The organism is Xanthomonas sontii, from assembly GCF_040529055.1.
Taxonomy (GTDB): domain Bacteria; phylum Pseudomonadota; class Gammaproteobacteria; order Xanthomonadales; family Xanthomonadaceae; genus Xanthomonas_A; species Xanthomonas_A sontii.
The window spans coordinates 4,755,365-4,769,913 of sequence record NZ_CP132342.1; the positions used below are offsets into that span (position 1 = coordinate 4,755,365).

15 protein-coding genes and 5 tRNA genes are annotated in these 14,549 nt (G+C 67.9%); 3 read left to right on the top strand and 17 right to left on the bottom strand.

Annotated features, from left to right (window positions below; all coding sequences use genetic code 11):
* Nucleotides 1-376: 376 nt before the first annotated feature.
* The 17 genes from rplA to RAB70_RS20220 all read right to left on the bottom strand — a co-directional run bounded on the left by rplA (nucleotide 377) and on the right by RAB70_RS20220 (nucleotide 11,665).
* Nucleotides 377-1,075: a 50S ribosomal protein L1 gene (gene rplA / locus RAB70_RS20140; protein WP_017908392.1), complete on the bottom strand. Its 699-nt coding sequence runs from the start codon at nucleotides 1,073-1,075 to the stop codon at nucleotides 377-379.
* Between the two features lie 3 nt (nucleotides 1,076-1,078).
* Nucleotides 1,079-1,507, bottom strand: coding sequence for a 50S ribosomal protein L11 (gene rplK, locus RAB70_RS20145; protein WP_010341342.1), 429 nt, complete (start codon nucleotides 1,505-1,507; stop codon nucleotides 1,079-1,081).
* 200 nt (nucleotides 1,508-1,707) lie between these two features.
* The gene (gene nusG / locus RAB70_RS20150) at nucleotides 1,708-2,265 is read right to left on the bottom strand and encodes a transcription termination/antitermination protein NusG (protein ID WP_010341344.1); all 558 of its coding nucleotides are present in this window, start codon (nucleotides 2,263-2,265) and stop codon (nucleotides 1,708-1,710) included.
* A gap of 13 nt (nucleotides 2,266-2,278) precedes the next feature.
* Nucleotides 2,279-2,692: a preprotein translocase subunit SecE gene (secE, locus tag RAB70_RS20155; RefSeq protein ID WP_017908390.1), complete on the bottom strand. Its 414-nt coding sequence runs from the start codon at nucleotides 2,690-2,692 to the stop codon at nucleotides 2,279-2,281.
* A 50-nt stretch (nucleotides 2,693-2,742) separates the two neighbouring features.
* A tRNA-Trp gene (locus RAB70_RS20160) sits at nucleotides 2,743-2,818 on the bottom strand.
* Between the two features lie 165 nt (nucleotides 2,819-2,983).
* A complete protein-coding gene (gene tuf / locus RAB70_RS20165; protein WP_043093035.1) occupies nucleotides 2,984-4,174 on the bottom strand; it encodes an elongation factor Tu in 1,191 nt (396 codons plus the stop codon).
* Nucleotides 4,175-4,219: 45 nt separating this feature from the next.
* Nucleotides 4,220-4,295: transfer RNA gene (locus RAB70_RS20170), tRNA-Thr, on the bottom strand.
* A 30-nt stretch (nucleotides 4,296-4,325) separates the two neighbouring features.
* Nucleotides 4,326-4,399, bottom strand: a tRNA-Gly gene (locus RAB70_RS20175).
* Between the two features lie 32 nt (nucleotides 4,400-4,431).
* A tRNA-Tyr gene (locus RAB70_RS20180) sits at nucleotides 4,432-4,517 on the bottom strand.
* 159 nt (nucleotides 4,518-4,676) lie between these two features.
* Complete coding sequence (ychF, locus tag RAB70_RS20185; RefSeq protein WP_010341267.1) at nucleotides 4,677-5,768, bottom strand: redox-regulated ATPase YchF; 1,092 nt, start codon at nucleotides 5,766-5,768, stop codon at nucleotides 4,677-4,679.
* 79 nt (nucleotides 5,769-5,847) lie between these two features.
* A complete protein-coding gene (gene pth / locus RAB70_RS20190; RefSeq protein WP_017907367.1) occupies nucleotides 5,848-6,429 on the bottom strand; it encodes an aminoacyl-tRNA hydrolase in 582 nt (193 codons plus the stop codon).
* 54 nt (nucleotides 6,430-6,483) lie between these two features.
* Nucleotides 6,484-7,131: a 50S ribosomal protein L25/general stress protein Ctc gene (locus RAB70_RS20195; protein ID WP_017907366.1), complete on the bottom strand. Its 648-nt coding sequence runs from the start codon at nucleotides 7,129-7,131 to the stop codon at nucleotides 6,484-6,486.
* 168 nt (nucleotides 7,132-7,299) lie between these two features.
* Nucleotides 7,300-8,259, bottom strand: coding sequence for a ribose-phosphate diphosphokinase (locus RAB70_RS20200; RefSeq protein ID WP_017907365.1), 960 nt, complete (start codon nucleotides 8,257-8,259; stop codon nucleotides 7,300-7,302).
* 135 nt (nucleotides 8,260-8,394) lie between these two features.
* Nucleotides 8,395-8,471: transfer RNA gene (locus RAB70_RS20205), tRNA-Gln, on the bottom strand.
* A gap of 13 nt (nucleotides 8,472-8,484) precedes the next feature.
* A complete protein-coding gene (gene ispE / locus RAB70_RS20210) occupies nucleotides 8,485-9,348 on the bottom strand; it encodes a 4-(cytidine 5'-diphospho)-2-C-methyl-D-erythritol kinase (protein ID WP_148828347.1) in 864 nt (287 codons plus the stop codon).
* Nucleotides 9,345-9,998: a lipoprotein insertase outer membrane protein LolB gene (lolB, locus tag RAB70_RS20215; RefSeq protein ID WP_148828346.1), complete on the bottom strand. Its 654-nt coding sequence runs from the start codon at nucleotides 9,996-9,998 to the stop codon at nucleotides 9,345-9,347. The genes ispE and lolB overlap by 4 nt, the downstream gene beginning before the upstream one ends.
* Entirely contained in the window at nucleotides 9,995-11,665 is a 1,671-nt protein-coding gene (locus RAB70_RS20220; RefSeq protein WP_148828345.1) for a tetratricopeptide repeat protein, read from the bottom strand. Before RAB70_RS20220 ends, lolB begins: the two co-directional genes overlap by 4 nt.
* 66 nt (nucleotides 11,666-11,731) lie before the next feature.
* Between RAB70_RS20220 and hemA the strand changes: the two genes are divergently transcribed.
* Genes hemA through RAB70_RS20235 form a run of 3 tightly spaced genes read left to right on the top strand, consistent with a single transcriptional unit; the run spans nucleotide 11,732 to nucleotide 14,527 of the window.
* Entirely contained in the window at nucleotides 11,732-13,015 is a 1,284-nt protein-coding gene (gene hemA / locus RAB70_RS20225) for a glutamyl-tRNA reductase (protein ID WP_148828344.1), read from the top strand.
* Nucleotides 12,993-14,078 (top strand): peptide chain release factor 1, encoded by a 1,086-nt coding sequence (gene prfA / locus RAB70_RS20230; RefSeq protein ID WP_148828343.1) that lies wholly within the window; start codon nucleotides 12,993-12,995, stop codon nucleotides 14,076-14,078. The genes hemA and prfA overlap by 23 nt, the downstream gene beginning before the upstream one ends.
* Nucleotides 14,075-14,527 carry a GNAT family N-acetyltransferase gene (locus RAB70_RS20235; protein ID WP_148828342.1) on the top strand — a complete coding sequence of 151 codons (453 nt, stop codon included), beginning with the start codon at nucleotides 14,075-14,077 and terminating at the stop codon, nucleotides 14,525-14,527. Before prfA ends, RAB70_RS20235 begins: the two co-directional genes overlap by 4 nt.
* Nucleotides 14,528-14,549: the final 22 nt, after the last annotated feature.

The following is a 14,549-nucleotide window of genomic DNA, read 5'->3' on the forward strand; positions in this document are numbered from 1 at the left end:
TTCAAACTTACTCCGCTCGCGGCTCCTGCCGCTTGCGGTCCTGGGCGGCCTCCATCCTGGATGCCGGGGATGCCGCATGGCATCCCAGTTGGTGGCCGTTCCAGACCTGGAGTGAGCGCGCCCGGAACACCGGGCTGGCCTGCACCAGAAAAACTCCAGAAAGGCGGCACCATCTACGCCGGCTGGCCCCGAGGGGCTGATTAAGCGATCCCGCTGTACCGACGGCGACTCCTTGCCGTGTCGAGCTTCCGTGCCCGTCGTCGGTGTGCGCAGACCGCGCCTGCGGTCTTTGACGGCTTCGCGTCGGGTTGCCCCGGGCGACGCCTTCAAAAGGGTAAAACCGGCGCCGCACCTGACGGGCGGCGCCGTGTTGCGATTACTTCAGGGACAGCGAAGCCTGATCGATGGTGACGCCCGGACCCATGGTCGAGCTCACCGAGATCTTCTGCAGGTAGGTGCCCTTCGAGGTCGCCGGCTTGGCCTTGACCAGGTCCAGCAGCAGCGCCTGCAGGTTGCTCTTCAGCGCGTCGTCTTCGAAGCTGGCCTTGCCGATGGTGCAGTGGATGATGCCGGCCTTGTCGGTGCGGTAGCGCACCTGGCCCGACTTGGCGTTCTTGACCGCTTCGGCCGGGTTGGCGGACACGGTGCCGACCTTGGGGTTCGGCATCAGGCCGCGCGGGCCCAGCAGGGTGCCCAGCTTGCCGACGACGCGCATCGCGTCCGGGGTGGCGATAACCACGTCGTAGTTCAGGTCGCCGCCCTGCATCTTCTCGGCGAGGTCGTCCATGCCGACGGCGTCGGCACCGGCGGCCAGCGCCTCATCGGCCTTGGCGCCGGCGGGGGCGAACACGGCCACGCGCACGCTCTTGCCGGTACCGGCCGGCAGCACGGTGGAACCGCGCACCTGCTGGTCGGACTTCTTGGCGTCCACGCCCAGGCGCACGGCCACGTCGACGGCTTCGACGAACTTGGCCTTGCTGGTGGTCTTGACGATCTTCAGCGCTTCGTCGATCGAATACGCCTTGCCCGGCTGCACGGCAGCACGGATCGCTTTCTGTCGCTTGGTCTGTGCCATTGCTTAACCCTCCACCGTCAGGCCCATGCTGCGGGCGGAACCCGCAATCGTGCGTACCGCCGCTTCCAGCTCCGCCGCCGTCAGGTCGGCTTCCTTCGCCTTGGCGATCTCTTCGAGCTGCTTGCGGGTCACCTTGCCCACCTTCTCGGTGTTCGGGCGCTTGGAGCCGGAGCTGACGCCCGCGGCCTTCTTCAGCAGCACGCTGGCCGGGGTGCTCTTGGTGACGAAGGTGAAGGTACGGTCCGAATAGGCCGTGATGATGACCGGAGTCGGCAGGCCCGGCTCCAGCTTCTGCGTGGCGGCGTTGAACGCCTTGCAGAATTCCATGATGTTCAGGCCACGCTGACCCAGCGCAGGACCGACCGGCGGCGAGGGGTTGGCCTGACCGGCCTTCACCTGCAGCTTGATGTAACCGACGACTTTCTTTGCCATTTTAGTGTCTCCGGGTGCTAGCGCCTAAACCGCAGGCTCCCCATCGCGACGGGAAAATCACGTGTCCCGCCATCACGTTTTTGAAGTGCGCAGAAAGCCGCCTCGCGGCGGCTTCCGTTCTGCCCGGCGGCTTGCCTGGACAGGGAGCCGCGCAGTATAGCAGAGATTTTGGCGCCCGGCGCAGCCGCGCCGGGGCGGGCTCAGGCCTTCTCGACCTGGCCGAATTCCAGCTCCACCGGGGTGGAACGGCCGAAGATCAGCACCGCCACGCGCAGGCGGCTCTTCTCGTAGTTGACTTCCTCGACCACGCCATTGAAGTCGTTGAACGGACCATCGGTGACGCGGACCATCTGGCCCGGCTCGAACAGCACCTTCGGACGCGGCTTCTCCACGCCATCCTGAACACGCTGCAGGATCGCATCGGCCTCTTCGTCACGGATCGGCAGCGGACGATCGGCGGTACCGCCGATGAAGCCCATCACCTTCGGCGTTTCCTTGACCAGGTGCCAGCTTTCGTTGTCGATGCGCGGAATGCCGCCTTCGTCGTGGGTTTCGATCTGGACCAGGACGTAACCCGGGAAGAACTTGCGCTCGGAACGGCGCTTCTGGCCGGAGCGCATCTCGATCACTTCCTCGGTGGGCACCAGCACGTCACCGAAGCGCTCCTGCATCTCGTCACGCGCAATACGGTCGCGCAGCGCTTGGGCCACGGACTTCTCGAAGCCTGAATAGGCGTGAACGACATACCAACGCTTCACTGCTGCACTCTCCTCAACGGCTCACGAACCACTGCATCAGCTTCTGGATCAGGAAATCGAACCCGCCCAGCAACAGACTCAGAATGATCACCACCACGATCACCACCCAGGTGGTGCGGATGGCTTCCTGGCGGGTCGGCCACACCACCTTGCGCAGTTCGAAACGGGATTCGGACAGGAACTCGCGGCCTTCGCGACCCTTGGCGGTCAGCAGGAACACCGCGGCACCGGCGACCAGACCGGCCACCACCGCCAGTCCGCGCAGCGGACCGGACCAACTCCCCAGCTGTGCAGCACGGCTCGCATCGCCGAACCAGAACCAGACAAACAGGCCGGCGACCACCAGCAACGCAGCGATGACGTACTTGACGATATCGCCACCGACAGAGGCGGCGGGGCCTTTGGAATGCTCGATCTTGCTGTTCATCCGACTCTTGCTGCTATGCGACCGAGGTCACTGGATAGGGAGCGGCAGATTGGCACGCCAGGAGGGACTCGAACCCCCAACCTGCGGTTTTGGAGACCGCTGCTCTGCCAATTGAGCTACTGGCGTGTAGTAAGAACGACTGCACTTCCCTGAGACGGCGAAGGCGGACCGAAGGTTCCGGCCCGCCCTTCGCTGAACCCGACGGCCGTAGCCGTCTGCACCTCGTCGGATTCCGGCGGCCGAGACCGCCATCCTGCCGTCGAGCCCGGCGGCCTGCGCCGCCGGAGGGCATTACTTGATGATCTTGGCCACCACGCCGGCGCCGACGGTACGGCCGCCTTCGCGGATCGCGAAGCGCAGGCCTTCGTCCATCGCCACCGGGTTGATCAGCGTCACCACCATCTTGACGTTGTCGCCCGGCATCACCATTTCCACGCCTTCCGGCAGCTGCACCGCACCGGTGATGTCGGTGGTACGGAAGTAGAACTGCGGACGGTAGCCCTTGAAGAACGGGGTGTGACGGCCGCCCTCGTCCTTCGACAGCACGTACACCTCGGCTTCGAACTCGGTGTGCGGCTTGATCGAACCCGGCTTGCACAGCACCTGGCCGCGCTCCACGTCGTCACGCTTGGTGCCGCGCAGCAGCAGGCCCGCGTTGTCGCCCGCCTGGCCCTGGTCCAGCAGCTTGCGGAACATTTCCACGCCGGTCACGGTGGTCTTCTGCGTCGCACGGATGCCGACGATTTCGATTTCGTCGCCCACCTTGATGATGCCGCGCTCGATACGACCGGTCACCACGGTGCCGCGGCCCGAGATCGAGAACACGTCTTCCACCGGCATCAGGAACGGCTTGTCCACGTCGCGCTGCGGCTCCGGGATGAACGAGTCCAGCGCGTCCACCAGCTTCAGGATCGCCGGCACGCCGATCTCGCTCTGGTCGCCTTCCAGCGCCAGACGCGCCGAACCGTGGATGATCGGGGTGTCGTCGCCCGGGAAGTCGTACTTGCTCAGCAGCTCGCGCACTTCCATCTCGACCAGCTCGAGCAGCTCGGCGTCGTCGACCATGTCGGCCTTGTTCAGGAACACCACGATGTGCGGCACGCCGACCTGGCGCGACAGCAGGATGTGCTCGCGGGTCTGCGGCATCGGGCCGTCAGCGGCCGAGCACACCAGGATCGCGCCGTCCATCTGCGCCGCACCGGTGATCATGTTCTTGACGTAGTCCGCGTGACCCGGGCAATCCACGTGCGCGTAGTGGCGCGTCGGGGATTCGTATTCCACGTGGGCGGTCGAGATCGTGATGCCGCGTGCCTTCTCTTCCGGCGCCGCGTCGATCGCGTCGTACGCCTTGAACTCGCCGCCGAAGCGCTCTGCGCCGATCTTGGTCAGCGCCGCGGTCAGCGTGGTCTTGCCGTGGTCGACGTGACCGATGGTGCCGACGTTGACGTGCGGCTTGGTGCGCTCGAACTTACCCTTGGCCATGGCTGCTTCTTCTCGGTGATCGTAGAAAGATTTGACGACTGAATATGGTGCTCACGAAAGGAATCGAACCTTCGACCTCCTCCTTACCAAGGAGGTGCTCTACCGACTGAGCTACGTGAGCGTTGTTCTATTGTGACACAAGCGCGTTCAATGGAGCGGGAGACGGGAATCGAACCCGCACCATCAGCTTGGAAGGCTGAGGTTCTACCGTTGAACTACTCCCGCTACGGGATGCCGCACTGCCACAACAAAATAACTGGTGGAGGGAGGTGGATTCGAACCACCGAAGGCGTAAGCCAGCAGATTTACAGTCTGCCCCCGTTGGCCGCTTGGGTATCCCTCCAACTTACCCACTCGAACCCGGCTGCGAAGCCGAAATCAGAGAGGGGTGAAACAGCCCGCTATTCTTCCCTGACATCCCCGCCTTGTCAACAGTATTTTGACGCGATGTCGCAGGAAATCGTCGTGGCTCGCGCGCGCCCGGCCAGGACACGCGCACGCATCAGACGTTGAAGCGGAAATGCAGGATATCGCCTTCCTGCACGCGGTACTCCTTGCCCTCAAGACGCAGGCGCCCGGCTTCCTTGGCGCCGGCCTCGCCCTTGTACTTGATGAAGTCGTCGTAGGCGATGGTTTCGGCGCGGATGAAGCCCTTCTCGAAGTCGGTGTGGATCACCGCCGCGGCCTGCGGTGCGGTCGACCCGGCCTTGACCGTCCAGGCGCGCACTTCCTTCACGCCAGCGGTGAAGTAGGTCTGCAGCCCCAGCAGGGTATAGCCGGCGCGGATCACTCGGTTCAGGCCCGGCTCGCTCAGACCCAGATCGGCCAGGAACGCATCGCGGTCGGCGTCGTCCAGCTGCGACAGTTCTTCCTCGATCGCCGCCGACACCGGCACCACCTCGGCACCCTCGGCGGCAGCATGCGCGCGCACCGCATCCAGGTGCGGATTGTTCTCGAAGCCGTCTTCCAGCACGTTGGCGATGTACATCACTGGCTTGAGGGTGAGCAGGAACAGGTCGCGCACCAGCGCCTTCTCTTCCTCGTCCAGCCCGGCGTTGCGCCCGGCCTTGCCCTCGGCCAGCGCGGCCTGCAGCTTGGCCAGCACCGGCTTGCGCGCCGCCGCGTCCTTGTCGCCACCCTTGGCCGAACGCTCGGCGCGGTTGAGCGCCTTCTCGACGCTGTCCAGGTCGGCCAGGGCCAGTTCGGTGTCGATGGTCTCGATGTCGGAAACCGGGTCAACCTTGTTGTTCACATGGATGATGTCGCCATGCTCGAAGCAGCGCACCACGTGGGTGATCGCATCGACCTCGCGGATGTGCGCCAGGAACTTGTTGCCCAGGCCCTCACCGCTGGCCGCACCGGCGACCAGGCCGGCGATGTCGACGAACTCGACCGCGGTCGGCACGACCTTCTGCGGATTGATGATCGCCGCCAGCGCGTTCAGGCGCGGATCCGGCACCGGCACCACGCCCACGTTCGGCTCGATGGTGCAGAACGGAAAATTGGCCGCGGCGATGCCCGCCTTGGTCAGCGCATTGAACAGGGTCGACTTGCCGACGTTGGGCAGGCCGACGATGCCGCATTTGATGCCCATGTGTGTAATCCGGGAATGGAGAATCGGGAATAGGGAATCGGAAAGCATAGCCGCCTTTCCATTCCCCATTCCCCATTCCCTATTTCCCCTGCGTATGCAACCGCTTCATCGCCTCGTTGAAATCGCCCTGCACGGCCAGCGGCAGCACGTCGATGGCGTCGTCGATGGCGCGATCGATGAGCACCTGGTCGTCCTTGCCGGCGCGTCCCAGCACCCACGGCACCACCTTGTCCTTGTGGCCGGGATGGCCGATGCCGATGCGCAGGCGGTGGAAGCCGGCGTGCCCGAGCAGGCGGATGGTATCGCGCAGTCCGTTCTGGCCGCCGTGGCCACCGTCGAACTTGAGCCGCGCCGTGCCCGGCGCCAGGTCCAGTTCGTCGTGCGCCAGCAGCGCCTGCGCCGGTTCGATCTTCCAGAAGCGCAAGGCGGCCGTGACCGACTTGCCGCTGAGGTTCATGAAGGTGGCCGGCTTCAGCAGCCACACCGACTGCCCCGCGACCTCGACCTTGGCGGTCTCGCCGAACAGCTTGGCGTCCACACTCCAGCGCGCGCCGGCCCGCTCGGCCAACGCGTCGACAAAACGAAACCCGGCGTTGTGCCGGGTATTCGCGTGTTCGGCGCCGGGGTTGCCCAGGCCGACGATCAGACGCAGACCAGTCATGCGCAATGCATCGCCGCGGCGTCCGGACCGATGGCCCGGACGCCGCGCAGGCGATTACTTGCCGTCCTTCTTGGCCGGCTCGGCGGCAGCTGCCGCGTCGGTGGCTTCCGGCTCTTCCTCGACACGGCCGTGCTTGGCGATGACCACCGCCACGTCATGCTCCTTGCCCAGCTTCAGTTCCGGCAGCTCGACGCCGGCCGGCAGCTTCAGGTCCGACAGGTGGATCACGTCGCCGACCGACAGCGCGGCCAGGTCGACTTCGACGAACTCCGGCAGGTCCTTCGGCAGGCACACGACCTGGATTTCGTTCAGCTCGTGGGTGACGACCACTTCGGCCGACTTGCCGGCCGGGGACACGTCCTCGTTGATGAAGTGCAGCGGCACCGAGGCGTGCAGGGCCTCGTTGTCGTTCACGCGCTGGAAGTCGATGTGCATGATCAGCTGCTTGAACGGGTGACGCTGCATATCGCGCAGCAGCACCTTCTGCACGTCGCCGTTCAGGCTCAGGCTGAGGATGGACGAATAGAACCAGTCGTTCTGGCTGGCCAGCCAGACTTCGTTGTGGTCGAGCTGGATGTTGACCGGCTTCAGATCGCCACCGTAGACGATCGCCGGGATCAGGCCGTCGCGACGGAGGCGGCGGCTCGCACCCTTGCCCTCGACTTCGCGGCGCTGAACCTTGATTTCATGCGTGGTTGCCATTTGCGTTTACTACCTTGGTTGAATGAACCGCCTCGCGGCGGTTTTGATGACTCTTCCGCGACCAGAAGAGTCTGTGAAGCCGGGAGTGGGGAACCGGGAATGGGGAATCGCAACAGCGCAATGCCGCGCTTCGCCCATTCCCTATTCCCGATTCCCCATTCCCAGCCTTTAATCCACGTACAACGAGCTCACCGACTCGCCGAAGGCGATGCGGCGGATGGTTTCGGCCAGCAGCTCGGCGACGCTGAGCTGGCGGATCTTGCCGCAGGCGCGGGCGGCCTCCGACAGCGGAATCGTGTCGGTGACCACCAGTTCGTCCAGCTGCGAATTGCTGATGTTGCTCACCGCCGGGCCGGACAGCACGGCGTGCGTGCAGTACGCGGCGACCTTCAGGGCGCCCCGCTCCTTCAGCGCGGCCGCGGCGGCGCACAGGGTGCCGGCGGTGTCGACGATGTCGTCGACCAGCACGCAGGTCTTGCCCTCGACGTCGCCGATGATGTTCATCACCGTGGACACATTGGCGCGCGGACGGCGCTTGTCGATGATCGCCAGGTCCGCATCGTCCAGGCGCTTGGCCACCGCACGGGCACGGACCACGCCACCCACGTCCGGCGAGACCACGATCAGGTTGTCGGTGCCGTAGGCGCGCCAGATGTCGGCCAGCAGCAGCGGCGAGGCGTAGACGTTGTCGACCGGGATGTCGAAGAAACCCTGGATCTGGTCGGCGTGCAGGTCGACGGTCAGCACGCGGTCGGCGTTGACCGCGCTGAACATCTTCGCCGCGACCTTGGCGGTGATCGGCACGCGCGAGGAGCGCATGCGCCGGTCCTGCCGCGAGTAGCCGAAGTACGGCACCACCGCGGTGACGCTGGCGGCGCTGGCGCGCTTGAGCGCGTCGATGATCACCAGCAGCTCCATCAGGTTCTCTGCGCTGGGCGCGCAGGTCGGCTGGATCACGAACACTTCCTGCCGGCGCACGTTCTCCTCGATCTCCACCTGCACTTCGCCGTCGGAGAAGCTGGAGACCATCGCCTTGCCGGGGCGCACGCCCAGCTCGCGGCAGATGCTTTTGGCCAGGGGCTTGTTGGCGTTGCCGGAGAACACCAGCAGGTTGCGTTGGTCTTGCATGAGGGGTCTCTCGGGTGGCTGCAAAGAGCGTGTGGCGACGATAACGATGTGAATCGGGAAGCCAGGAGGAGCGATGCTTCTACCTGTTGAACCCCCGCACATGGATGTGCGGGCTTTTGCGAGGGACTCGCATAATGGCAGGGGCGGTAGGATTCGAACCTACGAATGCCAGGATCAAAACCTGGTGCCTTGGGCCTCTTGGCGACGCCCCTGCGTAAACCTGTGTCAAGCCTCCAGCGCGTCGAGCAGCGGCGAACGCGGGACGCCACCTGCCACCCAGGCGCGCATCCCGTCCGGCAAGTCCGCCAGCGCGCGCACGGCGGCAGCGCGATCGGCGAACTCGACGAAACAACCGCTCCCCGACCCGGTCAGGCGTGGCGTACCGATCCGAGCCAGCGCCTGGAACGCGGCCTGGACGGCCGGTTCGCGGCGAAGCAGGACCGGCTCGAACGCATTGCCGAGCAGGAAACCTGAAACGAAGTCCGCTATTTTCGCGGGCGCAGCATCCCGCGTCAAATCCGGGGACTGGAACAGGGCCGCGGTGGGCACGTGCACCCCCGGATCGGCCAGCACATACCAGGCCGGCGGCAGCGCCAGCGCGGTCAATCGCTCACCCACGCCCTCGGCCCAGGCGTCGCGCCCGCGCACGAACACCGGCACGTCCGCGCCCAGCGACAGGCCGAGGCCGGCCAGGGCGTCCTCGTCCAGCCCGGCGCCCCACAGGGCATTCAGCGCCACCAGCGCGGTCGCCGCATCGGACGAACCGCCACCAAAGCCACCGCCGGCCGGAATGCGCTTTTCGACGCGAATATCCACACCTTGGGCGATATTTGCCGATTTTTGCAGCAGGCGCGCGGCGCGCACCAGCAGGTCGTCGGCCTCGGCGACGCCGGCCACGGACGGACCGATCCGCGCCACCACCCCGTCCGCACGCGGCCGCAGATGCACCGTATCGCCCCAGTCCAGCAGGCGGAACACGGTCTGCAACTGGTGGTAGCCGTCCGGCCGGCGGCCGGTGATCTGCAGAAACAGGTTCAGCTTCGCCGGGGCCGGCCAAGACGACCAGCCCCCATCGGTGCCCCCGCTCATGGCGCAGGCACGGTCCAGGCGTCGACCAGCAGGCGCACCTTGGCGTCGCCGTTGCGCGCCTCGATGCGCCGCGGCAGCGCCGGACGGCCGTCGCTGGGCGGATACCAGTCCTGGAATTCGATGTCCCAGCCCATCTGCCGCAGCGTATGCGGCCGACCCTGCGCGTCGTAGTCGACCCGCTCCGGCGCCTGCGCGTCGGTCGCCACCAGCCCGCGCACCCAGTCGGGCAGCAGGTTGACCGGGATCTCCCAGCCGGTCGCCTCCAGCAGCAGCTGTTCGGCGTTCTCGCCGTCGCGCGGACCGCCTTCCAGCCCTTCCAGGCGCCCGGCCTCGGAGTGGCTGTCGCCGGTCAGGCGCCAGCTCTGCCGGGTCACCGGCGCACTGAGTTGCACCTCGTACTGGCGCTGCCGCTGGGTCCAGTCGATGCGGCCGCTGCCGCCGTTGCGCCCCTTGGTGATCGCCACCCGCCCCTGGAACGACCAGTCCGGATGCGCCCGCAGCCACTGCGCACGCGCGGCCTCGGCCTGCTGCGCAGCGGCGTCGGGGGCGGCGACGGCGATCGGCGACGGGGTGCGGGTCGGCAGCGCACTGCAACCGGCCAGCAGCAGCCCGGCGGCCAGCGCCAAGGCGGTGCGCAGGCCGGCGGTCACGGCGCCACCTTGTCCAGGGCGCGGCGCAGCGCGCGATTGTCCGGATCGAGCTTGCGCGCCTCGTCGAAGTACTTGTTGGCCTCCTCGTGCTTGCCCTGCTCCCACAGCACCTGGCCGATGTGCGCGGCGATCTCCGGATCCTTCACCAGGCTCCAGGCACGGCGCAGTTGCACCAGCGCCTCCTGGGTCTTGCCGAGCCGGTACAGCACCCAGCCGTAGCTGTCGATGATCGCGGCATTGTCGGGATCGGCGGTGCGGGCGCGGTCGATCAGCTGCAGCGCTTCGCGATAGCGCTTGGTGCGATCGGCCAGGGTGTAGCCGAGCGCGTTCAGCGCCGCCACGTTCTCCGGGTCGGTGACCAGGATCTTGCGCAGGTCGGCCTCGGCGCGGTCGATGCGGTCGCGACGCTCCCAGGACAGTCCGCGCGCATACAGCAGCGCGTTGTCGTCCGGATACGCAGCCAGGCCGCGCTCGAACACCTGCAGCTCGCCGGCGTCGTCGCCGCTGCGCTGGCGCAGTTCCGCCTCCAGCACGTAGGCGTCGCGGCGCGCGGCATCGTCGGCCTCGGCATCGTCCTGCAGCGCGCGCGCCTCGGCGAAGGCCGCGTCCTTCTGGCCGAGCGCGTACAGCGCGCCGGCGGCGCGCAGCCGCGCTTCGCTACGCAGCGGGCCACCCGGCACGCCGCGGTACCAGTCCACCGCTTCCTGGTTGCGCTTGAGGAACTCGGCGATCTTGCCGAGCAGCAGGCGCCGCTCCGGATCCGGCCGGTCGGCGCCCTTGCGCAACTCGTCGTACAGCGCGGTCAAGGCCGCATTGTCCTGCAGCTTGGCCAGCATCGAGGCGCGCAGGCCGTAGTTCTGGGTGGTCTGCGGCCCCAGCGCCAGCACCCGCGCCGCGGCGGCGGTGTCGCCGATGGCATCGTAGGCATAGGCCAGCGCCGTGCGCAGTTCCGGGTCGCCGGACACCTTGGGCTCCACGCCCTGCAGCAACGCGCGCGCCTGTTCGGTCTTGCCCGCCTGCTGCAACTGCGTAGCATGCAGCAGCGCCACGCGCGGCTCCTGCGGGAAACGCTTGACCAACTGGTCAACGATGCGCTCGGCCAGCTTGGGCTGGTCCAGGCGCAGCGCCAGGCGCCCGAACTCCTGCCAGGCCTCGAGCTGGTCGGGGATGGCATTGGCGTCGAGCAACTGGTCCAGGGCCTTGGCCGCGACCTCCGGATCGCGGTTGCCGCTGACCAGGGCGATCAGCGCGAAACGCCAGCCGCGCGGGTCCTTGTCGCGCAGCAAGGCCACCAGCAGGCTGCGCGCCTGGCGCAGGTTGCCGCTGCGCAAGGCCAGCGAGGCCTCGGCGCTGCGCATGGCCAGCGACTCGGGCGCGCGCTGCCGCCACAGCGCCAGCGCCTGGGCGGCGGCCGCGCTGTCGTTGGCGAGCATGGCGATGCGGGTGGCGCGCTCGGCCAGGCCGGCATCGCCGGGGCTGTCGTTGGCGGCCTGCAGGTACCAGCGCGAGGCGTCGGCCAGTTGCCCGGCCTGCAACGCGAACTCGCCGGCCAGCACCGGGGTCATCACGTCCTGGGCGGGACTCGGCGCCTTGGCCGCGGCCGGTGCGGCCACGGCGGCGATTGCGGACAGCAGCAGAAAGGTACGGATGCGAATCAGTGCGGGCATCGGAAGCGGCCGGGCCGTAAAATGGGGCCCTGAATGGCCAGCAGCTTATCGCAAGCAACTGAACAGATGACGTTGTGGGTGCTCGGATTGAACCACCAGACCGCGCCGGTCGACCTGCGCGAACGGGTGGCATTCGCCGGCGACGCATTGCCGCGCGCGCTGCAATCGCTGCGCGGGCTGCCCGACGTCGCCGAGGCGGCGCTGCTGTCCACCTGCAACCGCACCGAGCTGTACGCCATCGCCGGCGATGCGCAGCACCTGGCCGACTGGCTGGACTCGCATGCCGCCGGTCTGCACGGCTATCTGTACCAACACCAGGACGCGGACGCGGTGCGGCACCTGTTCCGGGTCGCCACCGGGCTGGACTCGATGGTGCTGGGCGAGCCGCAGATCCTCGGCCAGGTGAAGGACGCCTGGTCGCTGGCGCGCGAGCACGGGGCGATGGGCAGCCGCCTGGACCGGCTGTTCCAGCAGACCTTCTCGGTGGCCAAGCGCGCGCGCACCGACACCCGGGTCGGCGCCAATCCGGTCTCGGTCGCCTCCACCGCGGTGCGCCTGGCGCAAAGCTCCTTCGCCCGGCTCAGCGAATCCACCGTGCTGCTGGTCGGCGCCGGCGAGACCATCGAACTGGCCGCCAAGCATCTCAGCGAGGGCCGCGTGCGGCGCCTGCTGATCGCCAACCGCACCCTCGCCCACGCGCAGGAGCTGGCCAGCCGCCATGGCGGCGTGGCCCTGCCGCTGAGCGAGCTGGAGCGCCACCTGCACGAGGCCGACGTGGTGTTCTCGGCCACCGCCGCGCGCGAGCCGGTGGTGACCCGGGCGCAGGTCGAGCAGGCGCTGCGCGCGCGCAAGCACAAGCCGATGCTGCTGTTCGACCTGGCGGTGCCGCGCGACATCGAGGCCGCCGTGGCCGACCTGGCCGACGCCTACCTGTACACCGTCGACGACCTGGAGCGCGCGGTCGAGGACAACCGTCGCGGCCGCCGCGAGGCCGCCGAAGCGGCCGAGGCGATCATCGACCTGCAGGTCGTGCGCTACATGGAGGCGCTGCAGGCCAGCACCCGCCAGGCGCCGCTCAAGCGCCTGCGCGCGCACGGCGACAGCACCCGCGACGACGTGCTGGCCAAGGCGCGGCAGCAACTGGCGCACGGCAAGCCCGCCGACGAAGTGCTGGAGTTCCTCGCCAATACGCTGACCAACCGCCTGCTGCACCCGCCCACCGCGGCGCTGCGCGAGGCGGCGCTGCGCGGCGACGCCGAGCTGGCGCGCGCCGCCGAACGCCTGTTCCCGGAGAAGCCGGGCTATTTCCATCCGATCCTGAAGACCGATGACACCGACCCTGCGCCGTAAGCTGGAGGCGCTGGCCGAGCGTCGCGAAGAACTCGAACGCCTGCTGTCCGACCCCGAGGTGGTGAGCGACAACACGCGCTTCCGCGACTACTCGCGCGAATTCGCGCAACTGGAGCCGGTCGCCGCCGCGCTGGCCGCCGAGGCCGCGGCCAAGGCCGACCTGGCCTCGGCCGAGGCGATGCGTGCCGATCCGGAACTGCGCGAACTGGCCGAGGAGGAAATCGCCGCCGCGCAGGCGCGCCTGACCGAACTCGACGCGGAACTGGCGCTGCTGCTGGTGCCGCGCGACCCGCGCGACGACGGCAACCTGTTCCTGGAAGTGCGTGCCGGCACCGGCGGCGACGAGGCGGCGATCTTCGCCGGCGACCTGTTCCGCATGTACGCCCGCTACGCCGAACGCCAGGGCTGGAAGGTGGAAGTGGAATCGGACAGCCCCGGCGAGCACGGCGGCTACAAGGAGGTGGTGGCGCGCATCGTCGGCCGTGGCGCCTACTCCAAACTCAAGTTCGAATCCGGCACGCACCGCGTGCAGCGCGTGCCGGCGACCGAGTCGCAGGGCCGCATCCACACCTCCGCGGCAACCGTAGCGATCATTCCCGAGGCCGACGACGTGGAGGAGATCGCGATCAACCCGGCCGATCTGAAGATCGACACCTTCCGCTCCTCCGGCGCCGGCGGCCAGCACGTCAACAAGACCGAGTCGGCGATCCGCATCACCCACGTGCCCAGCGGCGTGGTGGTGGAGTGCCAGACCGAGCGCAGCCAGCACGCCAACCGCGACAAGGCGCTGAAGCGGCTCAAGGCGCAACTGCTGGAGGCCGAGCGCAGCAAGCAGGCCGCGGCCGAGGCGCAGGACCGCAAGCTGCAGGTCGGCAGCGGCGACCGCAGCCAGCGCATCCGCACCTACAACTTCCCGCAGGGCCGCATCACCGATCACCGCGTCGAGGGCTTGACCCTGTACGACCTGCCGAACGTGATCGAGGGCGACCTCGATGCGCTGATCGGGCGCCTGAGCCACGAGCACCAGGTCGACGAACTGGCGCGCCTGAGCGACAGCCCATGAGCGTGCGCGTGCGCCAGGCCGATGCGCACGACCTGCCGGCGCTGGCAACGCTGTTCGATGCCTACCGGCAGTTCTATGGGCAGGCGCCGGATGCGGCGACTGCGCACGACTTTCTCGCCGCGCGCATTGCCCGCGCCGAGTCGGTCGTGCTGCTGGCCGAACGCGATGCGCAGGCCGCCGGCTTCGTGCAGTTGTATCCGTCCTTCTCCTCGGTGCGGGCGGCACGGCTGTGGATCCTCAACGATCTGTACGTGGCGCCCGCACACCGCCGCCACGGCGTGGCGCAGGCGCTGCTGCATGCCGCCGAACGCCACGCCGCGGACGACGGCGCAGTGCGCATCGTGCTGGAGACGGCGCAGGACAATCTGTCCGCGCAGGCCCTGTACCGCGCCTGCGGCTGGCAGCAGGAGCTGAGCGCGCAGCACTACGCCAAGGCGCTGGTGCCGTGAGCGTGCACCGCCCGCGGTCGAT